Raw genomic sequence first — 23,249 nt, 5'->3', positions numbered from 1 at the left:
CCTTGATCAGGCGATACAGGGATATGACGCATTGAGCAATACCCCCACCACTTATTGGATACAACAAAGGTTAAATAGTAGTAAAAAAAGATGCTCGTTCTCTTTTCGCCTGCTTCCTTATCAATTGCTCCCCCAAGGATAGCAAGAAGAGACAGGGTCCAGAGAGCCCCACCTGCGTCATGGAAGACGTTCCCGGCGAACCGCATATGATACAGCAGGAAGCGCCAACAGCAAGCAGAAACTCGGCAGCAAACCAGACATCCGGTACTATGGTACCGTTTATCTTTATCAACACAAGCTTTCTTCGTTCTATCAGATACACGGTCCAAAAAGTCCCGTTCGTTTAAGGCGGGAATGCATGGGCCTCCCAACAGAATGGTACCGTCGGGCAGACGGGAACCAACGATCCCAGCAGATCGTAAAACGCTTCTGGACACCTGGCTCTCCTCGCTGTCTCGCAAGGGGTCAGCCGAGCATGCCACGTGGATGAAAGAAGAAGCCCCCGCATTGAAGCGGGCGAAATGCCAAGATAGAAGAGGGCAAAAGTGAAGCGGGCGACCGCAAAGAAGCCCGAAAAATGATGGTCTGATCCGTTTTTCTTTGTTGAAGGAAACAAGCTGTCAAGCGGCAAGCCTGTCAAGCCGGGAGGGGGTAATCAGACGAAACACAATGAATACCCACCCCCAAAACTACCTGTTATTCCGATAAAATTTGCAGATATCCAGGGCCACATGTTAGAATCAGCCCTGCAAGCACAACACACATCCGAAAGTAGAGAGAAGATTTTATCTGTCGGACCAGCGGCAGAACCGAGAGGAGCGCACATTGGAAGAAGAGAAGACAGGAAGAAAATGGCTTCGCCGCATACTGGACTTTATTAATCCTTTACGCGATCCAAGCCTGATGGTCGCCGCCGTACTGACCTTTATACAAGAAGCGGGACAGCACGACCCCTGGTACCTGATCATCCTACTGGCGCTCGTGAACTGGCTCGCGGTACGAGGAATCGTCTGGCTGGTCGTTAATTTTACATTTGCGGCAACCTTTTTGGCCAGGCGATTATGGTGGGCATTAAAACATCCACGTCTGGCATGGCGTATACTGGATGCTATAGGGCACGAAGAAATCGTGATAGGAGGGCTTCCTTCCGAGGGAGTCTTGCTTCAGGATGGAACAGCTATTATGGGCCCAATGCTTGGGGCCAATGGAATTCAGGTACTCGGCGAATTACCCGCGGGCGCAGAGGTTCCTCTTTACGGTCTGCCCGGCGGTCAGCCGATGGGCCAGGATTTCAGCGGCTTTGGGGGGGCTGGTTTCTTTCCTGCTGGAAATGGTTTCCAGGACTTTAACAATCAGGCAGGTTTCCAACCGATGGGCATGGGGGCCAACGGCTTCGTCAGTGCCCAGAGCACAGATGGGTTGGCTCAGGGTTTCCCCAACGGCCATTCATCTGAGGAAGAAGAGCGTATACGCCAGCAACTGGCAACCCTGACCCAGCTCCTGGATGACTGGATTCAGTTCACGGAAGAGAAATGGCGTACAGTAAGCGATACCCAGTTAGGCTGGAAACCATTGCGCGGACGCTGGAGTAGCTGGGATGATATTTTCCAGGATGTTTATGCCGCCAAGACAGGTGATGTCATGGCGCAAGCAGCGCAGGCAGCCGGTGAAGCCACATCGCGCCGGTATGAAACCTCGAAAGATAAAGGCTCTGCTGCCTCTGCTGTGGCCTGCTTTATGCGTGACATGCTCACACTACGGCAAGGTCTGGAACTCCTTCAACAGTCGAACGGAGAGGGTCCCGGAACATCTGGACTTCAGCAGGTTGTGCAGCCACTGACCAGGCGTTTCGGTAGCAGCAATAGCGGCTCGCTCAATGGCTCTACTGGTAGTGCCGGTCCTCGCAGCACATTTATTCGACGCCCTGCGCAAATTTTTGTGGATGCTGACTCGGAGAAGTAAATAAGTGATGTATACATATTCCCCTCGTCTTGTATCCGTGCGCCCAGAACTGGACCGCCTGGCCGAATATGTACCGGGCGAGTCGTTAGAAGCGTTCAGCACACGTACAAATATTCCTATACAAGAAATTATCAAACTAAATAGTAATGAGAGTCCCTATGAACCGGTGCCGGAAGTCCTTGCGGCACTGGCGAACTATAAGCAGTTCAATCTCTATCCAGACACAGACTCGGCGGCTCTTCGCCAGGCTCTCGAACAGTACACCGGAGTAGAGAAGCGTCATATCGTCGTACAGCATGGGAGCATGGAACTGATTAACCTGCTCTGGCACCTCTTCCTGAGCCCGGGTGACAACATCATCTGCTGCCCTCCGACGTTCTCGCTCTATAAGTCGGTTACAACCTTCTGTGGCGCTCATGTTATCGAGGTTCCACGTAACCCTGACTTCTCACTGAATGTCGAAGCGATTAAAGCAGCGATTACGCCTCAGACCAAATTAATCATTCTCTGTTCTCCCAACAATCCAACGGGTAACCCGATCCGTCAGGAGGATCTTTTTGCCCTGCTGGATACCGGGCGCATCATTATGGTCGATGAGGCCTATGTGGAGTTCTCAGATTTCCCTCATGGCTACGCGCATCTGGTTCCTGAACATGAGAATCTGGTTGTCACCCGCACGTTCAGCAAATGGGCGGGACTGGCCGGGCTGCGCATTGGCTATGCCCTTGTGCCCGAGTGGATTCAGTCCTACATGCGCCGCGCGCAATGCCCATTTGAGGTCAATATGTCCGGGCATATCGCGGCCATCGAAACGCTGAAACACCTCGATGCAACCCTGCAAAATGTGCAGCGCATTGTAGAAGAGCGGGCTCACCTTTTTGAGGTTCTTGCCAGCTATCCCTTCTTAAAGCCGCTGCCCTCGCAAGGGAACTATATTCTGACCTTCGTTGACCAGAGTCTGGTGACGATCAAACAGCTACGGAACGCGGTCGAGTCGCACGGCATTCTGCTCCGCTACTTCTCATCACAGCCCGATCTGGCAGACTACTTCCGGGTTACGGTTGGTTTACCGGAGCATACAGAGAAACTCAACCAGGCATTACAAGGCCTGTGATCACATACCATTCATCCCGATAAGTACCCTGGTGAATCTTTCACCAGGGTCTTTCTCTTGCTTGCCCATACCCGGCACTCCGATGTACAATAGCCCAGGCAAGGATGCAACATCCCCTGCGACTGGGCTATTATAAAGAGAGAAACAATTTGCTCCGCATGTGCATAGATAAGATTTTTGTGGAGGATTTTTGGTTATGCCACTCAACACAAACGATTCGACATCCATCAAGGAAGTCATCGCCCGCGAGATCCTGGATTCGCGCGGCAATCCCACGGTTCAGGTTGAAGTCACCCTGAAGGGAGGAGCGCGGGGAGTAGCGGCGGTTCCTTCCGGAGCTTCAACCGGAGCACATGAAGCAGTCGAGCTACGCGACGGCGACAAGAGCCGCTACGGTGGCAAGGGTGTTCTCAAGGCCGTTGAAAACGTCAATAAAGTGATCGCTGAAGAGATTGCTGGCTTTGATGCAACCGATCAGGTTATGCTCGATGAAGTGCTGATCGGTCTGGACGGTACACCCAATAAAGCGAAACTCGGCGCGAACGCCATTCTCGGCGTCTCACTGGCACTTGCCAAAGCAGCGGCACAGGCATACAATCAGCCGCTCTATCGCTACCTCGGCGGTGTTTCCGCCTGCACCTTGCCCGTACCCATGCTCAATATTTTGAACGGCGGAAAGCACGCGGATAATTCCACCGATATGCAGGAATATATGATCCTCCCGGTTGGCGCTTCTTCGTTCCGCGAGGCGCTGCGCATGGGAGCAGAAGTCTATCAGGGCCTCAAGAAAGTTCTCCATAGCAAGAAACTTAATACCAACGTCGGTGATGAAGGTGGCTTTGCTCCTTCCCTCTCCTCCAACCGGGAGGCACTGGAAGTGCTGGTTGCGGCAATTGAGACAGCCGGATACAAGCCAGGTCAGGATATCTTCCTCGGTCTGGACGTCGCAGCAACCGAGCTTTACGACAATGGGAAGTATGTGCTTGCCCGCGAGGGTCGCACGCTCAGCGCCTCTGAAATGGTCGACCTCTACGATAAATGGACAAGCGAGTATCCGATTATCACCATTGAAGATGGTCTTGCCGAAGACGACTGGGAAGGCTGGTCCCAGCTTTGCAAGCGTCTGGGCAGCCGGGTACAGCTTGTAGGTGACGATCTGTTTGTGACCAACACCGAGCGCCTCAAGCGCGGTATTGTCGAGCAGTCCGCTAACTCTATCTTGATCAAGCTAAACCAGATCGGTTCTCTGAGCGAGACAATGGAAGCAATCGAGATGGCGAAACGGGCCTCCTTCAGTGCGATCATCTCGCATCGCTCGGGTGAGACCGAAGATACCACTATCGCTGACCTTGTGGTTGCAACCAATGCCGGGCAAATCAAGACCGGGGCACCCTCCCGCAGCGAGCGTGTGGCAAAATATAACCGCCTGCTGGTTATCGAGGACGAACTGGGTGGAGATGCAGCCCACTACGCAGGCTTTAGCGCCTTCTACAATGTTCCGGCCCTCTATGCCAGAGCATAAGGCCTATCCCGGGTCATAGACAACCGATATCCCACCCCCGGGCCCGCCCTCGGAGTGGGATATCCCTATTTGCGAAAATGGCCAGCTACGCTTTACAATTCAGAAGGGAACAGAGTAGCGCATTATCGCTACCCGCTCTCATCAGAGATTTATCTACTTTGCTTATCCGTGAAAGAACCCTGTAAAGTGAGGACGTATGTCAACGAAATCATCCAAGACCTCCGTCTCGCAAGAACGACGGAAGGCACCTACCATACATTATAAACTCAGCTATATTGTCCAGGGCGCCGAACATGGACCAGACGGGGCAATTGTCCTGCTCCATGATATTCCGGCAGGCGCCTTCACCTGGGAAGCCGTGATGCCTCAACTGGCCGGCCTGAACCGTGCTGTCTACGCATTCGATATGCTTGGCTATGGCGAGTCCGATCATCCCTGGCCCGCCGATACCTCCGTCTGGGGCCATGCCGATGCGCTCGCTCTGCTGTTCAAGGATCTCAAGCTGAACAATATCATCCTGGTTGGTCACGGCCTCGGCGGTGGCGTCGCTCAGATTCTGGCAACCCGCCTCTATCGCGAGCAGACCGCGGCGCTGGTGCTGATCGATAGCATCTGCTACCTACAAGCCTTTGCCAAAGATTGGCCTCTGCCCGAGATGGAGAAGCGTCAGGACTTCGACGCTCCCAAGCAGACCAGCCTCGAAGATATGATTCGCGATCTGCGCGAGACCCTGCCACAGGCAGCATTCAAGAGCCAGGATTTCGCCAACGTGCTGGATCAATATGTTGAGCCGTGGAACAGCGAGCTCGGGAAAGAGGTGCTCTATCAGCATATTCGCCTGCTTCTCCCTCACTATGTCAATTCGGTCTCAACCGATCTGGCAGTTGCCAAAAAGCCTACCCTGCTGATCTGGGGCGAGAAAGACGAGCAGATCCCGCTGAAATATGCACAGCGTCTCAATCGGGAGATCGAGACCTCCAAACTGGTCGTCGTGCCAAATGCGGGCCATCTGGTCCTTTTCGACGCACCGGCTGCTGTGGCGAAAGCTATTGTCGATTTTGTACAGGCCTGATACTGTGGAAGAACGATAAGGGGACAACTTTCGCTTTGAGGTGTGGGACCCCGCAAACACAGTGAAGGTACTCACCGCTTCTCTTATGCCAAAATAGCGCTGCGAGTACCTTCACGCCTTACGTTGGCGATGCTTTCTACGAGGCTTTCCTACGACGTTTTCTCTTCTGGACAGTTGATCCGGTCTCGGGGTGCTGCGCAGCCGCCTGTTCAACAAGATAGCGTTCAGCACAGTGGTTGTACTCTTCAACAGCCAGCATATAGGCGTTAAACATCCGATCCAGCGTCTGGAGAGATGCCCCTTGCTGCTCTGCTGTTACCAGATCATACCATCGTTGTTTCATGCGCTTTTCAGCACACTCTACCTCTTCAGATGTCATTGTAAAATTGCTTTCCCGCTGCACTATGAAACCGCGTCGGGTTTCGCCTCCCACTACGTTCACCAACATGCGATCTACCTCTTTCAAGCAGGCTGTTCCAGATGATGTATTCCGGAAAACAGCCCCAATCGATATTACGAGGCCTTGTTCTGTTTGCGCTCTTTGTACTCGTTGGTCAGATCTTCGATCATTTTCTTGGCGCCCAGAAAGCTGAGAGATGTGATATTCTGGGGCTCTTCTTTGCCAAGATGCTGACAGAGTTTCCTGATATTGGCAATCTGTCGCTCAGTTACCTGGGCGTCAGCCGCGGCCTCGGCGCTCATGACGCCTGTTGCCCCATTGCGGGACGGGGCAGCACCTCCCTGACCGCCGACCGGGCTATCAACAATGCGGTGTTCCTCATCGAGTTCCGGGGCAAACTGTGTGCCATAGCCAAGCGCCGCTAGCGCTCGTCCGATTGCTCCAGTTTCGGCCTTCTCAAGGAAATCCGGGAATGAAGCCGCTTTCTCCATCTTCGTTGCGGTCGCGCTTCCACCTTTGCCATCTTTGACGGTCGCCCGAAAGACGGCCAATCCCTTTGCCGTTTTGACTACTTTTTCACTGCGCCGTTTTTCAGCGTTCCAGACAAAAGCCTCTTCTTCCGTCTCTCGTTCCAGATCCAGTTGCAGCAGTTCGGTCTCAATACTTCCTTCCGGACATTCCGAACGGAACCAGACAAGCCGCCACTGGACAGGCAAATACTCGGTTGCTCCTTGCCTGTTTTTAATCGTTATCAGATGTTCTCGTGGATTAAAGGTATTGTTACTCATTCGCTCTTGCTCTCCTCTGTCATTCTCTTCGTTGTCATAGCAGAGAAACATACGAAGTTACGTCAGTACAAGCTTATCTGCGGACTGTCTGACCGGTTGCTGCGGTTCTTTGCTCCCGCCTGTACCCCTTAGAATAGATGTTCTACATAATATAGAACACTTTTGATCTTTTCGTCAAACGCGCCGCCATCTCTAATGGCTGCTAGACAATGTGTTCTATAGCGCTTGTCATGTAGCTATTCTTTTCAGCACAGACAAAGGTGGAATCTCCCTTTCCACCTCCAGGAGAGATGCCCATGCTATTGTTGCCGGGAATATATTTTTCAGGCAGCAGCGTTTTATCATATAATCATAGGTGCAATATTCAGTCTTTGAGCAATAAAAAACGGGGAGACAGGTTTCATGAATGCTTTACCTATTTACGAGGCCATTCAGGAGGTCTTACGTCAGGGTGAACGCGTTGCAGTAGCAACCGTGGTAAAAACAAGCGGCGCGACTCCCTGTACAGTTGGTAGCAAAATGGTGATCCGGGCAGACGGATCTACAGAAGGAACGCTTGCCGGTCCCATCACAGATCAGAAGGTTGTTCAGCTCGCACTAGAAGCGATGCGAGAGGAGCGTACATTTCTCCAGCATGTACACCTTGACGCCGATCAGGGTGAGGCCGTCGGGAGTTGCGGGGCAACACTGGAGATCTTTTTCGAGGTGCTTCAGCCACAGCCGCGCTTGATTATCGCCGGAGCCGGATATGTCGCGCAGGCGCTTGCTCGTCAGGCAATCTCGCTCGGGTTCCATATTGTTGTGGTCGATGATCGCCGTGATCTGGCTGACCCTAAAAACTTTGGAGAACAGGTACAATTAACCTTTGGCGATATCCCGGAGACCATCCGTACACTGGCACAGGATACCTCCAGTTGGATTGTCATTGTCACTCGGGGCCACCATCTGGATAAAGACGCGCTGAGAGCCGCTCTAGAGACCAGAGCAAGCTATATCGGCATGATCGGTAGCCCGAGCAAGGTCAAACATATCTTCAAGGATTTACTCAATGAAGGGGTCTCTCGCGAACGACTGGCAGCCGTCCACGCCCCTATTGGGCTGGATCTGGGAGCCGAAACCCCGGACGAAATCGCGCTCAGTATTGCCGCCGAAATGGTGATGTTGCGCCGCAAGGGAACCGGGGCACAGCTCAAAACGATTCACCGCCTGCTTGAAGAAGAGGCGCTGGTCTGAATCAGGTTCGTTCGGGCCAGGCCCGCTGAACCAGTTCGGGTAATATGGTCCCTGCCTTTCCATGAATCTGATAGAGCGGAGGCACATCACGAGGTTCAACATCCAGATTGATCAGCGCAACCGTTGCCCCCATCTGCCGGGCAAGACGAGTCAAGGACGCGGCAGGCTCAACCACGCCAGACGTACCAATGGAGAAAAAGAGATCACACTGTGCAGCGGCTTCTACTGCCTTTTCAAAGGCGTCGGCGGGCAGGTTTTCACCGAACCAGACAACATCCGGACGCAATGGACCACCACAGTCAGGGCAACGGGGCGGCACCTCTCCCGTGTCCTCCCAGGAAGGGATCACCGTGTTTTCATGGAAGCAGCGAACCCGGGCAAGGTTTCCATGCAGTTCCAGCACGTTCTGGCTTCCTGCACGTTGATGCAGGCCATCTACATTCTGCGTAATCAGCGTTAGCTTTGGGACATGCTGTTCCATCGTCACCAACGCACGATGAGCGGCATTCGGCTCCACCCGCTCAACCAGCTCCCGTCGGTGCGCATACCATTCCCAGACCAGCTTTGGATCACGCTGAAAGGCCTCGGGCGTTGCCAGTTCTTCAGGGTTAAAGCGGGCCCACAGACCGGTCAACGCGTCACGAAAGGTGGGAATACCACTCTCTGCTGAGATGCCGGCACCGGTTAAAATAGCGACACGCCGTGCCTTTCGCAGGGCATCAACCAGCCCCGAGGGAACGAGAGCAGAAGACATAAGACTCACCTCGCTGTTCTTCTTGTTGCTTCAAGAATAGGCTACATAGCCCTACCTGTCAAACCATATCGCAACCGAACAGCAAAGGTTGGCTCCGAACCGGGATATGATATACTGCAAAAAGGAAAATACAGGGCAGGCAGTACCGGGAGGAAGGGGAAAGGTTATGGACAAAGAAACATCAAATCATACAAACGCAATTACATCGCCGCTTCTCCATCGCAATCGTGATCTCGCAATACTTTATGAAATCGCCAGCTATCTCAATCACATTGTAGATGTACAAAAAGCGCTACAGGAAGTGCTCGTGCGAGTGACAGAGCTCTTTGGCCTGCGCACAAGCTGGGTGTGGCTTCTCAATGAAGAAGGAAAACCATATCTGGCCGCCTCACAGGCACTTCCACCCTATCTGGGAAAACACCCGAAACGGATGGAAGGTTCCTGCCAATGTCTGGACACCTTTCTAAGTGGAGATCTTACCGGAGCCGCTAATATCAACGTCCTTCGTTGCAGCCGGTTAAAAAATGCCGAACGCGAAAGCGATCCGACCGCGCTCGGGCTCCGTTTTCACGCCAGTGTTCCCATCTACGCAGGCGATACCCGTATCGGGATTCTCAACGTCGCAAGCGAGGACTGGCGCGAGCTACACACCGAAGAACTGCAACTCCTGCATATTATCGGCGATCAGGTCGGGCTGGCCATTCAGCGGGCCCGCCTCTCCGCAGAACATACCAGAGCCGCGACCAGGCTGGCAACTACCGAAGAGCGCAACCGACTGGCACGCGAGATTCACGATACGCTGGCCCAGGGCCTTACCGCGATCTCACTTCAGCTAGAGACAGCGGATGTGCTGGTTGAAAGTCGGCCAGACAAGGCCCGCGAGGCCATCCAACGGGCGCTGCGCATGGCGCGCCGCAATCTGGAAGAAGCACGAAACTCGGTTATGGATCTGCGAGCCGCCCCCTTGCAGGAAAAGACCCTCCCCGAAGCGCTCAAGATGCTGGCCCAGGAGACCAGTGACGATGGAGAGAAAACCGCAATCCATTTTACGATCATTCCTGATCCCGACTTCCCGGCACTTCCCGCCCGCGTCGAAGCAGGACTCTATCGAATCGCCCAGGAGGCGCTGACCAACGCACAGCAGCATGCGCACGCCACACGGGTTGATATCCACCTGGAAGCCAGCGAGCATCAGGTATATCTGACAATTGAGGATAACGGTCAGGGTTTCGATCCCACAGCCATTCCAGAAGATGGTCACTTTGGCCTCAAAGGCATGAGTGAGCGAACCCGGCTCTTGAGTGGTACAATCTGTATTCAGAGCGAACCACAGAATGGAACTCGCGTCGAAATCATCGTCCCTTACTAGATCAACAGACGGTCAACAACAAGCGAAAGAAAGGCTCGAAGAGAATGGTGCGCATAGTGCTGGCAGATGATCATCCGATTGTACGAGAAGGATTGCGGGCAGTGTTGGAAACGCAGGAAGATCTTGAGGTCGTGGCGGAGTGCTCCCGTGGAGATGAGGTCCTGAGAACCGCGATGGACCTGCGGCCCGATATTATCTTGCTTGATCTTGAAATGCCGGTTATGGATGGCGTAGAAACCATTCGCCGCTTACGACAGGCACCCCATAATTTCAAAATTCTGGTCTTCACTGCCTTCGACAATGATGAACGCATTATTGCCGCAATCCAGGCCGGAGCCGATGGCTACCTTCTGAAAGGCTCACCCCGCGACGAGATCTTCAAAGCGATCCATCTGGCAATGGAAGGCGGCTCACTCCTTCAGCCAGTCGTTGCCTCAAAGCTCTTGCGCCATATCGGACAGCAGACAAAGCCCGTTGCCAGAGGCGATGATTCTATTCCTCCCATTGAGGAACTCACTGAACGAGAACTAGAAGTCCTGCATCTTCTGGCACAGGGTATGCCCAACAAGGAAATTGCCTCACAGCTTGTCATCAGTGAGCGAACAGCGAAATTTCATGTCAGTTCGATCATGAGCAAGCTTGGAGCAACCAACCGAACCGAAGCGGTTGCCATCGCGGCCCAGCGAGGCCTGATCAATCTGCGTAATAATCAACCATCCTGATTGGTTTCTCATCCTCCTCAACAGGCGAGCAAGACTCGCCTTTTTCTTTTTTAGAAGCCTGATTGATAGCTAATCAGGCTAACCAGAACGACGAAAAGCTGAAGATTGCCTCATTATCATGTAGAATCACTGACGGGAAAAGGATGCCACTTTGTAGCTCGTTTCTGTCATTGAGAGGATGCGAATCGGAAAAGATGCGAAACATTCGTCTGGCAGCCGCTCTTTTCGTGTTCTTGCTCATCGGGACGCTTTCACTGGCCGCTATTTTGACCCTTCATTGGCTTGGGCCTGCTCTTGCGCACGGCACCGATGCTCACCATGTACAGGGTACCATTCTGTTTCTGACAGGCAATGAGCGCGACTTTCACTTTCAAACCAGCGAGGGGCAGATTTTGCAATTCCAATGCAGACAACACTGTAAAGCCTCCTACGGCCATATGCAACGCCACATACAGGAGAAAGCGCCGACTGATGTCTACTATATCATCGGTCCGGGAAAGACCTTGATCGCGCTTGATGTCGATTAACGGAGAGGAGTTTCGATGAACGGACGCCTTGATAGAGCCGAAATTGTAATTGTCGGAAACGGCATTGCGGGTATCACGGCAGCGCTCGAAGCTCGTCGCCTTGCCCCGGAAAAGCGCATTGTTGTGATTACCTCACAGCTTCATCCCCCTATTCATACGCCCGCTCTCAAGCAATTTGCCTGTGCTCGGCTGGAACGGGAGCAATTGCTTGTCCATCCTGCCGGCATCGAGCGGCAGCAGCGCATTCACGTTATCACCTCAAGAGTGGAAGAGATTCAAGCCCAGAGCCAATATCTGCTGCTTAGCGGGAACCGCCCCTTTCACTATGGGAAGCTGCTTCTTGCCACAGGAAGCGTGCCGCAGGGACTTCCAGAGACGCTCCCAGGCCAGCACTTTGACGGCGTGCTTACCCTGCATCGCCTGCGTGATTACCTGGATCTGCGGCGTCGGCTGCCCACAGTGCAGGAGGCCGTCGTAATTGGAGGAGGAGCGCATGCGGTCGAAACCGTGATGACGCTGCTGTACTGGGGCATTCGGACACACTGGCTACTTCGAGGAGAATATCCGCTAAGCCGCCAGCTTGATGCGCAGGGGGGAGCGCTTGTCCGGGAAACGCTGCACCGAGCCGGGGCCATTATTCACCAGGGAATCGAGGTCGTGGATATAGTGGGCCGCATCGGCGTTGTGGTTGGTGTCATCACCAATCAGCGAAAGATGATTCCCTGCCAACTGGTGCTTGTCTGTACCGGCTCACGCCCCGCCATCGAGCTGAGTGAGCGCTGTAGCATGCCACTGTGCAGGCAGCATGGTATTCTGGTCGATGATCTTCTGCGGACCAACGTGCCCAATATCTTCGCTGCAGGCGACGTCGCGGCAATCAGAGATCCGCAGACCAATCGCTACGCGCCACGCGCCCAATGGTACGCGGCAGGAGAGCAGGGCCGAATTGCCGGGGCAATGCTGGCCGACCGTCCTGATCTCACACGCCCGCCCCTTGGGGTTTCCTGGCATGCGACCCACCTGGGCGAGCTCTCGCTGTTGATCGCGGGCAATCCGCATCTCCAATATCCCGGCATTGAGACGCTAACCGATGCGAGTCAGGGAGGCTATCGCCGTCTGGCACTCTTTGAGGATCGCTTGATTGGCTATCTCTCGCTCGGTCATATCCAGCCCGATAGTCTGGCGATCAAACGCCTGATTGAAGAGGGTCACTCGGTTCGACCGATACTCAAAGCGCTGCTCAAGGGAGACGTGGACGCGCACCACTATTTCGCCCGGCTCCAAGCTCCTCCTGTACAGGCGCTTCCGCTCATCAACTCGCAACCAGAGAGGCAGCGACTTCCTATCACCGGAAAGCTCGCTCTGACGCCTGAACAACTCCCGTTGCTGGCAGGTAGCTCACCAACAGGGCCCTCTCCGAAGGTTCCGGCTGGTTCATCGGCGTATTCCCACCATACGCTCTGGTCCTATCTGGAGCAGAAAGAGAGGCCATAAGTATGCGCAAGCTGTTGAGAATGTTCGCACCGCCACCTGCCGGGCTGCATAAGACGGTCTCCCACATCGCACAGGAAATCAATGCCTGCATCGGCTGCAATGAATGCTTGCTGGCCTGTCCTGCTCTGAGCGAGCCGATTACGATTGACGTGCTCAATCATGCAACGGTGCACGGGCCCATTACTGAATCAGTTGCCCATTTTGCCCGTTCCTGTTATCAATGCGGGGCCTGTGTTCCTCCCTGCCCGGTTGGGCTCCATCGAGATGCCATGATGCTCTGGCTCAAGATTCGGCTACTTCAGGAGTAAATGAATGATGCAGAGGCCACCGCGCACTGAACATGGCTATCCATTACTCTTCTTTCGGCTCAGTCGTCCACTGCGGAGAAGCGTTCTCCGCTCATTCGCCTTTGCCTCTACAGCGCTCCTCCTCACACTGCTCTGGGGCTCACTGACAAATGATGTGGCTCCCGATAGTCCGGCAGGCTATCTGCTGGCAATCGCGGGCACTGTGTGCATGCTGCTGGCGCTTTTCCGCTATAGTATACAGCGCCGGACAGCGAGAAGATTTGCCGGCATGCTCAATGCAGCGCTTCACTCACATGTGGCCTTCGGATTCCTTGCCCTCTTTTTGCTTTTCCTGCACGGTGCTGGAAATTTTAATGCTCGCTCAGGAACCTACGCACTCTATAGCCTGCTTGCCTTGATTCTCAGTGGCGTGGTCGGGCGCCTCCTTGATCGCATTCTGCCCAGGCTCATAGCAGAAGAGGCACGAACCACACTGACCCCACAGGGAGAAGACCGACAGCAGGAGCTGCTTGCCGCCACCTCTTCCAGACAGGCCGGCCAGGACTATCAACCAGCGCTGCAAGCTCCCTGGGATCTAGCCTCTCTCCCGCTTAACACGCCGCTCCATACCGACACGCGCCCACTCTCGAAAATGGCGCAACTACTTGAACTCCATACCTTTCAGCATGCCTACCGCAAAGAACTCTTCTATAGCTATGTCATTCGGTACTGGCGGCTGTTTCATAGTGCTCTCGGCTTGCTGACACTCGGCCTGACCATCTGGCATATCCTCTATGCCTTGCACCTTTTGTTACCCCACTAACCGAATTCGCGCGGAAAAAAAAGAAAAGGGAGTGGAAAGGAACGATTCAACGACAGAGGCAACAGAATCGTAATAGAGAAGGAGAGCGAAACGTATTCGTCTCTATCGTATGATGCAGGAAAGACCCCCACCATTTCGGGGCAGAAGAGGAGCGCAGCAAGATGAAACAACAACAGCAACAACCGTACAGGAGACTGAACATCAGCCAGTATCCCTATCCCAAACGCATCGAGATTTTCCTGCATCTGATCAAGACAGGGAAGCTCTTAAAACGGCTGTTCACCGATTCCCGCATTCATCCCGGGCGGAAGATCTCGTTTCTGGTCTCAGTGGTCGGGCTGGCAGTCATCCTGCTGGCGTTGCCATTGGGAGAATTTGCCCTGGGAACTCTCTTACCAATCATCGGGATTGTGCTTGGCGTGCCACTGGATACCGGCGTTGACTGGCTGACCTTCGCCATGCTTGTTGTCAGCTTGCTCCGCATTTTCCCGCACGAGATTGTCTCGGAGCACTATCAGGATCTCTTTCACCATTCCTCCCGGCGGAGATGGCGCGTTCAGCCAGATGGAAACGCCTAAAGGTCGCGTAGACGTATGAGAATGCCACCCGCCGCCAGCAGCCCGAAGAGCGGGAACAGCACAGTGCTCAAGAGAATAAAGCGCTCCAACCCTTGTGTTATCACAGCAAACGTCTCAGCATAGCGATGGTGATTTGCTGCGGCATACGCGCTCGTTGCCTGATCAAAGTCACGCACGACCTTCGCCGCATCGGTTTGAGCGCTCAGCGCTGCATCGTGAATCTGTTGCGCGTTGCCGGTTTGCAACTGCTTATGCAGAGAGAGATAGCGCTTCCATTGCTCGTCTGCCTGCGTGACCGGCTTCTGCTCATCGGGCCAGTAGACAAGCGTTCGATCGTTTTGAAACCATATCTGCACGGCATTGCTATGCTGCTGCCACACATCTGACCAGTGTTTCGCCTGTTTCTGATCGTTATAAGCCGATGCAGCCAGCCACCTCATTTCTGCCGCCTGCGCCCAATCAGCCTGAAGCTGTGTCTGCATAGCATCCAGCTTACGAGCGTAGCCAAACTGCGTCATACGATCATAGTCGCCATCAAGGACCCCTCCCAGACGCAACAGGAAGAGCCCCAGGAAAACGCTCAACACCGCCGTACCGATCAACGAAACATTCACAGCGGGCTGTAGCACGCGATGGGTCACAAATAAGAGCCAGATGGAGGCAAAGAGCAGGCACAGAATCAGGAGCCCGGCCAGAGTACAGATCACCAGCATAAAGGGGTACATCTCGCCCCGGCTATTCTGATCCGCGGTCTTGTATTCCTGAATGTTGATCGAGCTCAAACAGGCGAGGGCTGTTGTGATACCGCCTTTGGTCCATTGCGCCGCGGGCATCTGCTTCCCGCTGACCGTACATGCCGGTGCATTTCCTGCATCCTGTGGCAATTGCCCTTCTATCTGCTGATAGAGCACCTGACCAGCGGAGTGATAAGCCTGCTGGACCTTTTGCATATGGGGATCATTGGGATTCCCTTTTTGCTCTGCCTGCGCATATTCCTGGCGCATAATAGCAAGGTAACCAGTATACTGCTCAAAGCCAGTGGTGATTCGCTCAATTGCAACACGCTCTCCGGGATACACCAGATGGTGAGAAGCGTTGATCAATTCCTGATTAAAGAGAGCGATAGAGGCATCAATGTTGCGCTCGTTACACTCCTGCACGCTGATCGTTCCCGGAGAGCCAGATGCTCCCGGAACAGTACACGGCTCTTTCTTCTCAACTGGCGTAAAGAGATAACTCGCGGCATAGGCGTCCAGTTCAGAAAGCGCTCGCTCCATTGCCTGAGCGGCATCAGTTCCCGGAACGCTATTCTGCCCCATACTCCCGATATTATCAGCGAGCCGACGCAAGGAGAAAAGCGAGAAGAAGGAAAGAAACAGCGACAGCAGCAGAATAATTGACGCCAGCATCACCAATCTTCCGCGAAACGTGCGAAACATCCAGAATCGAAAGCGTGGGAACACACCCCGCGAAGCAGGGGGGCGCTCAGGTTCCGTTTGCAGAGCAGGCAGGGCCTGTTCCTGTCGCGCTACAAGCTCTTGCTGCTGTTGAGCCATAGAGTCATTCTTTTCCTTTCCTCTGTTTACCAGATTCGCCAGGGAGCCACTTCAAGCTTGCGCCGCACAATAGTCTCGCGCTCTTCGGGATGGGCAAAGCGGCGCGTCAGGTGCAGATAGCGGGCGTAACCGGCTTCGGCGGCCTGCCTCAGCGTTCTCGGACGACAATCAGCCACCCCGGGAAGGGCCGTTAACGGCTGCTTGCGCGCCAGTTGGAGAGCAGCCCTGAAGACTTCTCCCTGCGCCAGATAATAGCGGGGATCCTCAGTTCGGCCTTGCAGGGAAGCGATCACATCCGCAGCCTTATGTACGTTCTCCTCGGTTACGGGCTGTATATGACGCAAGTAGAGATCGACAAGGAGCAAACGCGCCTCAACATAGTGGGCCGTTGCCTCATTAATACGGCTAAGCAGTTTCGCCGCCTCCTGCCAGCGCTGCAAACGGAACAGCGGGCGGGTGCTCTGTAAAATTGCATCCGTATTTCCCGGATCAGCCTTGACCACAGCCGCGTATAGCTGCGTTGCCTCTTCGTCCTGCTCCAGTTGCACCAGCACACGTGCTAAGGCCAGTTGTGGCGGCAGTTCTCCGGGAAGATCTATTAACAGAGCACGATACTCAGTCGCAGCCTCAGTATAGTGCTTCTGCGCCTCAAACAGCCGTCCCCGATACCAGTTCAGTTGCCAGGCCTGTGAGGATAGCTGTGCTGCGGCTGTCAGTTCGGCTTGCGCCTGCTGATATTCTCCCTGGTCAATGAACACTTCGGCCAGACGTAAGCGAGCGTCCAGGCTGGATACGTTTTTCTGTAGCGCCTGCTGATAGAAGCCCACCGCGCTCTCATATTTGCCCTGCCGCAGCGCCTGATCGCCATAGCGTAACAGCTCAACCGCCGGGTCCGTGGTATCTAGCGCGGCCTCGCCGCGTGGTCCCAGTGGGCCATTCGTCGTGACAGCCCCCGGGATAAAATAGCGAGACGTCACCGGGAGACCGGGCTTGCCACCGACCACCTGCCGCAAGACGCCCTCAAGCTGATCACGCAGTTCTTCGGCGCTCTGAAAGCGTTTTTCTGGCTGTTTCTGCGTCCCTTTGACCAGTAAACGATACAGAGCAGGATTTTCTTGAAAGACCGGGTATTCTTCGGCTGCTGGCATGCCAAAAAACGGCTTTGCCAGATTCATCTGGCTCACCAGATAGGCCAGCACCCGGCAAATAGAATAGAGGTCTGTCTGAGGGGATGGCGCTTTGATGGCTTCTTGAGCATAAAAACCATGCGTGCCATAGATATTCTTTGTCTGGGTCCCCTCCTTGATGACGGTGCCCAGATCGATCAGCTTGACGATCTTCGAGCCATCCTTGAGTTCTTCCACCATCACGTTCTGCGGCTTAAAGTCGCAATAGACCAGATGCAGCCGGGCCAGATAGCTAAACGCGGGCAAAATATCCAGAATATAGCCAATAGCCTCAGGGACAGAGAACGGCTGCCCGCGCTCCTCCATAATCTGGTCAAGCGTCTTGCCCTGCACATATTCCATCACAATATAGCCCTGGCTCCCCACCGGCACAAAATCGTAGATTGAAACAATATTGGCCTGCTTCAGGGTGGCCAGGAATTCATGCTCACGGATACTCTGTGTGACCTGAGCGGGGTCAACATCACGCAAGAGGGCCTTGATCACCACCTGTCGCCGCAACACAGTATCTTCCGCCAGATAGACCGCGCCCATGCCACCAGAGCCAATCTCTTTCAGGATACGATAGCGCCGCTGAAAGAGAGCGCCTACCTTCAGATGTTGTGTTGCCAGTAGATCGCCATCTGCGGTGGCGGCAGCGTACTGGAGATTATACCCACAGCGGTTACAGAACTTTGCCCCCGGCTTACAGTGCGCATGACAACGCGGGCACTCGATCACCAGCGGTGGCTCGGTTTCGGGTGTCCGGGGTGGTGTTGTAATGGTTATTTTTGCGGAGGGCGGCTCTGGATTACGTCGCGGTGTCGTGACAATTGTCGAGACTACCGCGCCGCAGTTTTCACAGATATCCTGACCGGGCCAAAGCGGCAAATCACAATTAGGGCACCGTTCCATTGTCCTCGTTCCTGAATCCTGAATACTTCAGCGACTTTCGCGCGTTCACATTGCAGCAAGCTCTGCTACACAGTGTCGCTGATTGCGCTCAAAGCGTCAACCCCTTGAGACATGCTTTAGCCGTAATTACATACTCAGAAAAACGCAGATGAGGCGTCGACATCAAAGAGCGTCTGCCACGCTGCCGCAAGAGGATCCATCCTAGAGCAGGAGGGTCTATTTCTTGTTACCACATCCTATTATAATCGTCAAATTCGCACCTTCATAATAGCAGGCGCACTGGCGCTTATGGCAAAAAAGAGGGTAGAGATAGACAAGAGCCCGCTGGAACAGGTTCAAAGCCGAATTTTATCATTATTATTCGACGGACGGAATTTTTTGCCATCATTGATAAAGACAGAGAGCTGTTCTTGATTTGGCATATGAATATGAACAATCATATCGGGCTTTGAATCGCTATTAACATCGCGGAACTCAACGGTCACCGGGGCCTTCTCCCCGCCTTCACCCGAAATATAGACAGGAGCAACATAGCTGACCGATTTTGAAGGATCACCGGCCATCACCTCAAATACAATCGCCTGTCTGTTCAGATTCATCGCGATGAAATGGCTCTTCTTGGTCTCACTATCGTCTCCATGCCCGACCGCGGCATCAGTCTGAAAGGTCCGTGGATTCCCATATTGAAAGTCATTATAGACCCCGATTCCCCAGGCAAGCACCCATGAACCGGTCACCCAGATCGCAAGCATAGCAAGCATACCCAGGCCAAGCGGCAAGAGCCAGTGAATCCCGCTCCGTTTCTCGGCCTGTGTTACCGGGGTGCGTCCCGAAGCGGTTTTCGGGCGTGGCGGCTTGACCGTCTGCACACGACCTGTCTGCCGGCGCTGATTGGAGGCGGGAATTGCAGAGGTAACACGGGGACTTTCGGCGCGAAGGGAACTGGTCTGTGTACGGGGATTATTGAACTCCTCATCATCCATTGGGAGACGCGCCGTTCGAGCCCCTCTTCGTTCATACAGATCGTCTTCAGGCGAATGAAGGGAGCGAGAGCGTGTATCCCTCAGCTCTTTCGTGCGCCGCAGGTACTGCGAGAACTCATCGGCTGGCGGCATAGCTCTTCCTTTCTGGCTAGACTGACTTCTAGCGCTCGATGAGAACTACAGAACAGTTCAGAAAGGAAACTGTACTGAGCCCTATCATACTATCAAAACTGCTGCATTGTCAAATATGGCTTTTTCATCCTGAGCCACATTGCACAGTATCGTATTATACTGTATCATTATCATTCATCGATTTGCAAAGCACAAGAGCTATAGGAAAAAGGGGAAACGCAGACAGTACCTGAGCTTCCAGTATCTATTGACATCGTTCTATTACTGTACAATAATGAAATATACTTATTCACGCTTTTTCCCACATGGGGAGGTTGAGGATGGATAGAGATACTCATACACTACACGTCATCACTTTCGGTCGTTTTGAACTTCGCTCCCAGCATGGCCCCCTGACCGGGGAGCCGTGGAGCCAGCAAGAGGTACGCCAGCTCTTTAAGCTGCTGCTTACCGCGCGCCAGCATCGCCTACATCTGGATCAGATTCTTGACCTGCTCTGGTCGTCTCAGCCCCTTGAGTATGCCTTGCTGGCTTTTGAAGAAACCCTGGCCCGGTTACAGGCCGCCCTGACCCTCGAACAGGGCTCGATTCCCCTGACCTTTCAGCACAATGTCCTGACACTGCATACCCAGAACCTTTTTATCGATGCTGACGTATTTGAGCAGAGCGTCCAGCAACTGCAAGCTCATTACACCATGCATCCGAGTCAGCCACCTGTAGAGATTCAGAGCCTGCTCAATCGCTTCGAGCAAGCCCTGGCCCTCTATCAGGGCGACTATCTCCCTGAGGAGAGCGTCATTCCCTGGTTTCAGCCACGCCGGAGCCAGTTTCGGAGCTACCACCTCTGGCTGCTTGAACATATCAGCGAGGTCGCTGACGCCTGCCATCAACACCGGAAAGCCTTTGAATATCTGCATCTCCTCCGTGATCGCTATCCCGCTGATGTGCGGATTCGCAACGAGCTGCTACGCCACTATGCGCTCATGGAGCGCTGGACCGATGCCATGCAACAGGTCCAGAAATGGCAGCAGGAGACACCCCCGAAAGAGACACAGCCGTTTCTCTTTCTTCCCCCGCTCAAGAAAATGCCTCCTGCGGAGCCGCCGACGATCCCGGCAGCCGAGACCTATAAACAGAAGCCCCTTAACAGCCCACTGACGCATGCACTAACACCCTATGTCGCGCCGTTCCAGTTCCCGGAGGCTCAATCGTTCTCCTCAGCCCTTCCGCCACTGTTGCAGCATGCGCTGGAAAACACCCGGGGACAAGAAGATTCTCTGATCGGGCGCAGCGAGGAATTCGAGCAATTACAATGCTTCTTCCAGCAGGAGCGCCTTGTGTTGATCCGCGGTGAGGCAGGTAGCGGCAAAACCCATCTTGCACGGCAATTCTGCCAGTGGGCCAGCACTGAACACAGTGCTCGCTGTTTCTGGAGCACCTGCACACCGGCATCCAGCTTTCGGCCATACAAGCCGTTCATTGACTATTTAAGCGCCATTCTTGAGCCCCTGACCGTCGGTCAGCTTCGGAAAAAATATGGCAAGAATGCTGATGTCTTCTATCGCTTACTCCCGACCTACCGGGATCAGATGAAATCTATTCCCGACATAGATCATGCCTTCCTCCTGCGTGCCGTCACTGCCTGCCTGACACGGCTTGCCAATCAGGAACCGGTCATCATTGTGCTGGATAACGCCCAATGGAGTGATCGAAGCACCTTACAGCTACTCGCACAGCTTGTTGCCAGAGCCGCGCAAACGCCTGCCCTCCTCTTTCTCGTGCTCTATCGCGCTGAGGAGGTGGGGGTTGAACACCCGCTGCGAGAGCTGCGGATCCCGCTTGAGCAAACCACTCCTCCGCCTGAACTTCGCCTGAGCCGTCCGGGAGAGATGCATACTCTGGAACTGCTTTCAGGCCGTTTGCAAAGCCCTATTCAGCTTTCCCTTGCTTATGTGCTTTATAAATACACGGACGGCAACCCCTGTCAGACTCTAGAAACGCTTCATTACCTGCAAGATACAGGTAAGTTGCAACAACAAGACGGACGCTGGCAGCTAACAGGATCGGCGGAACATCTGATCCTGCCAGGCAGCATGCAGGAATTGGTCAGCGCACGCCTCTCACAGTGCACTACTGCATGCCAGGAGACGCTGGCCTTTGCAGCAGTACAGGGCTATACATTCGATCTGGAAACATTGTGTAAAGCGCGTAACCTTCCACAGGACGATATTCTGCTTCATCTGGGCCAGGCAGCCTGCCTTCACCTGATCCAGCAAGGAGAAGAGAAAAAAGAGTTTACGTTCACGCATCCATCTATTCATGAGGCACTCTACTGGTCTCTGAACCCGTGGAGTAAGCGCGCGATGCACCGGGAAATAGCTCACGCTATCGAGGCACTTCACGGCACGAATTCGCAGGAAATGCTCTACCTGCTGACCTATCACTATCAGCAGGCAGAGGAACCACGTTCCGCCCTGGCCTATTCCATCCAGCTTGTCACCCTCTGCACAACGCTCTATGCCTATGATGATGCAGCCTGTATACTTGAACGCACGCTCCCTCTGCTTGATGGACACGATTACCAGACAAAAGCGGCGCTCCTTGACCAGCTTATACGTGAGCTATATCTTCCCGGTGGGCACATTGAACGGGCGCTACAGGCCTGTGGAGAGGCACGTTCTCTCTGGCACTCGTTGAAGCAGCCGGAAAAAGAGGAGGCAATCATCTTTCAACAGGCGCTGCTCCATTTCCGTTTGCGACAAGATGCACAGGCGCTGCAAACGCTTCAGCCACTTTCCTCAGAGAAGGCAACAGAGCAGGCACGAACCAGAAGCCTCGCACTACAGAGCATGCTTACAATCCGGCAGGGCGACACCGCCACGGCCTTTGAGCAGCTACGTCAGGCAGAAAACATGCTGGATTGTCTTACCCTTCCCGACCCACTTGTCAGCATTCTCACCCTCTGGTCACGCAGCTGGTATAGCTTCCTGACCGGGTCACCGCAGGCCATGCTCTCCTATGCCCAACGCGGGCTACAGCTCTGCCGCGACACCCAGGAAGAGTACTGGGAGCCGGTTCACACCTTCACGATGATCTGGGCGCTTATTCACACCGGCTACTACAAAAAAAGTGAGCAGGTCGCCCATACGGCCCTGAAACAGGCACAACACCCCGGAGCTCTGCGGGCGCGCGGCTGGATACATCTTGCTCTGCTCTTTCTGTCCAATCGGCGGGAACACTGGCATGCAGCACGCGAACAGGCCGAACGAGCGCTGACAATTGCTCGCCACAGACATGATATAGATCTGGAACTTTTCACGCTCTGGGGTCAAAGTCAGTATGAGAGTGGTCAGGGCCATTATGAGGAGGCATGTGGGACTCTGCAACAGACCCTTGAATATATTCAGCAGCAGAATTTGAAAACGATGATCCTGCCTCACCTCCAGCTACAGCTTGCCACAGTGCACTATCAAGAGGGCGAACTAGAGGAGGCACGACAGGTGTTACAGCAACTTCAACAACCTCTGACCGAACAGCGGTATATCCAGCTTACCGCCCTATCGCGGCGCCTTCAGGGCTGCATCCTGCAACGCCTGGGAGATCTGGATAGCGCCCGAAGCCATTTTGAGCAGACGCTTGAGTTGCTGATGCGCATCAAAGATCCGCTCGAATATGCCAGCACACTCAACCTTCTGGGGAATTACTACTTGAAGCGGCGCAAGCCAGGTGATCGCAAGAAGGGGAGAACCTACCTTGAGCAGGCTAAAAGTATTCTCAAGCAGTTTTCGCTCAGGGAATCGTGACATTGGAAGAACGGCTATCGCAGAGAGGTGCGATAGCCGTTCACCCCGG

The 23,249-nt window shown here is 54.1% G+C and carries 19 protein-coding genes; 13 read left to right on the top strand and 6 right to left on the bottom strand.

Going from position 1 to position 23,249, the window contains the following annotated elements; genetic code table 11:
• Window positions 1–825: 825 nt before the first annotated feature.
• The 4 genes from EI42_RS20620 (at window position 826) to EI42_RS20605 (ending at window position 5,670) form a co-directional block, all read left to right on the top strand.
• Window positions 826–1,962, top strand: coding sequence for a hypothetical protein (locus tag EI42_RS20620; protein WP_111324528.1), 1,137 nt, complete (start codon window positions 826–828; stop codon window positions 1,960–1,962).
• Between the two features lie 7 nt (window positions 1,963–1,969).
• Window positions 1,970–3,076 carry a histidinol-phosphate transaminase gene (gene hisC, locus EI42_RS20615; RefSeq protein WP_111324527.1) on the top strand — a complete coding sequence of 369 codons (1,107 nt, stop codon included), beginning with the start codon at window positions 1,970–1,972 and terminating at the stop codon, window positions 3,074–3,076.
• A gap of 196 nt (window positions 3,077–3,272) precedes the next feature.
• Window positions 3,273–4,598: a phosphopyruvate hydratase gene (gene eno, locus EI42_RS20610; protein ID WP_111324526.1), complete on the top strand. Its 1,326-nt coding sequence runs from the start codon at window positions 3,273–3,275 to the stop codon at window positions 4,596–4,598.
• 196 nt (window positions 4,599–4,794) lie between these two features.
• Window positions 4,795–5,670: an alpha/beta fold hydrolase gene (locus EI42_RS20605; RefSeq protein WP_111324525.1), complete on the top strand. Its 876-nt coding sequence runs from the start codon at window positions 4,795–4,797 to the stop codon at window positions 5,668–5,670.
• Between the two features lie 136 nt (window positions 5,671–5,806).
• On the opposite strand, the gene EI42_RS20600 is transcribed toward EI42_RS20605, so the two are convergent.
• On the bottom strand, window positions 5,807–6,049 hold the full coding sequence (locus EI42_RS20600) for a hypothetical protein (RefSeq protein WP_211326278.1): 243 nt from the start codon (window positions 6,047–6,049) through the stop codon (window positions 5,807–5,809).
• Between the two features lie 134 nt (window positions 6,050–6,183).
• On the bottom strand, window positions 6,184–6,858 hold the full coding sequence (locus tag EI42_RS20595) for a hypothetical protein (RefSeq protein ID WP_111324523.1): 675 nt from the start codon (window positions 6,856–6,858) through the stop codon (window positions 6,184–6,186).
• 402 nt (window positions 6,859–7,260) lie between these two features.
• On the opposite strand from EI42_RS20595, the gene EI42_RS20590 reads away from it, so the two are divergent.
• A complete protein-coding gene (locus EI42_RS20590) occupies window positions 7,261–8,091 on the top strand; it encodes an XdhC family protein (RefSeq protein WP_111324522.1) in 831 nt (276 codons plus the stop codon).
• A 1-nt stretch (window position 8,092) separates the two neighbouring features.
• Here the strand turns inward: EI42_RS20590 and EI42_RS20585 are convergent, their stop codons facing one another.
• Window positions 8,093–8,845, bottom strand: a complete 753-nt coding sequence (locus tag EI42_RS20585) for an SIR2 family NAD-dependent protein deacylase (protein WP_111324521.1) — start codon at window positions 8,843–8,845, stop codon at window positions 8,093–8,095.
• Window positions 8,846–9,011: 166 nt separating this feature from the next.
• Between EI42_RS20585 and EI42_RS20580 the strand changes: the two genes are divergently transcribed.
• The 7 genes from EI42_RS20580 to EI42_RS20550 all read left to right on the top strand — a co-directional run bounded on the left by EI42_RS20580 (window position 9,012) and on the right by EI42_RS20550 (window position 14,645).
• Window positions 9,012–10,214 (top strand): GAF domain-containing sensor histidine kinase, encoded by a 1,203-nt coding sequence (locus EI42_RS20580; protein WP_170142784.1) that lies wholly within the window; start codon window positions 9,012–9,014, stop codon window positions 10,212–10,214.
• Between the two features lie 44 nt (window positions 10,215–10,258).
• Complete coding sequence (locus EI42_RS20575; protein WP_111324519.1) at window positions 10,259–10,936, top strand: response regulator; 678 nt, start codon at window positions 10,259–10,261, stop codon at window positions 10,934–10,936.
• 194 nt (window positions 10,937–11,130) lie between these two features.
• The gene (locus EI42_RS20570; protein WP_111324518.1) at window positions 11,131–11,463 is read left to right on the top strand and encodes a hypothetical protein; all 333 of its coding nucleotides are present in this window, start codon (window positions 11,131–11,133) and stop codon (window positions 11,461–11,463) included.
• A 15-nt stretch (window positions 11,464–11,478) separates the two neighbouring features.
• Window positions 11,479–12,957 (top strand): NAD(P)/FAD-dependent oxidoreductase, encoded by a 1,479-nt coding sequence (locus tag EI42_RS20565; RefSeq protein WP_111324517.1) that lies wholly within the window; start codon window positions 11,479–11,481, stop codon window positions 12,955–12,957.
• A 2-nt stretch (window positions 12,958–12,959) separates the two neighbouring features.
• Window positions 12,960–13,265, top strand: coding sequence for a 4Fe-4S dicluster domain-containing protein (locus tag EI42_RS20560; protein ID WP_111324516.1), 306 nt, complete (start codon window positions 12,960–12,962; stop codon window positions 13,263–13,265).
• Window positions 13,266–13,269: 4 nt separating this feature from the next.
• Complete coding sequence (locus EI42_RS20555) at window positions 13,270–14,067, top strand: hypothetical protein (protein WP_111324515.1); 798 nt, start codon at window positions 13,270–13,272, stop codon at window positions 14,065–14,067.
• Between the two features lie 161 nt (window positions 14,068–14,228).
• Window positions 14,229–14,645 (top strand): hypothetical protein, encoded by a 417-nt coding sequence (locus tag EI42_RS20550; RefSeq protein ID WP_111324514.1) that lies wholly within the window; start codon window positions 14,229–14,231, stop codon window positions 14,643–14,645.
• Here EI42_RS20550 and EI42_RS20545 read toward each other — a convergent pair.
• From EI42_RS20545 to EI42_RS20535, 3 genes are all read right to left on the bottom strand, one after another.
• A complete protein-coding gene (locus EI42_RS20545; protein WP_111324513.1) occupies window positions 14,642–16,201 on the bottom strand; it encodes a hypothetical protein in 1,560 nt (519 codons plus the stop codon). The two genes, EI42_RS20550 and EI42_RS20545, sit on opposite strands and share 4 nt — an antisense overlap.
• 26 nt (window positions 16,202–16,227) lie before the next feature.
• On the bottom strand, window positions 16,228–18,282 hold the full coding sequence (locus tag EI42_RS20540) for a protein kinase domain-containing protein (RefSeq protein ID WP_111324512.1): 2,055 nt from the start codon (window positions 18,280–18,282) through the stop codon (window positions 16,228–16,230).
• 335 nt (window positions 18,283–18,617) lie between these two features.
• Window positions 18,618–19,397 carry a hypothetical protein gene (locus tag EI42_RS20535; protein ID WP_111324511.1) on the bottom strand — a complete coding sequence of 260 codons (780 nt, stop codon included), beginning with the start codon at window positions 19,395–19,397 and terminating at the stop codon, window positions 18,618–18,620.
• Window positions 19,398–19,717: 320 nt separating this feature from the next.
• Between EI42_RS20535 and EI42_RS20530 the strand changes: the two genes are divergently transcribed.
• Window positions 19,718–23,200: an ATP-binding protein gene (locus tag EI42_RS20530; RefSeq protein WP_170142783.1), complete on the top strand. Its 3,483-nt coding sequence runs from the start codon at window positions 19,718–19,720 to the stop codon at window positions 23,198–23,200.
• The last annotated feature ends 49 nt before the right edge of the window (window positions 23,201–23,249 follow it).

Source organism: Thermosporothrix hazakensis (genome assembly GCF_003253565.1).
Lineage (GTDB): Bacteria > Chloroflexota > Ktedonobacteria > Ktedonobacterales > Ktedonobacteraceae > Thermosporothrix > Thermosporothrix hazakensis.
Note: the sequence above shows the minus strand (reverse complement) of the source record. Positions and strands in the feature narration are given on the sequence as shown.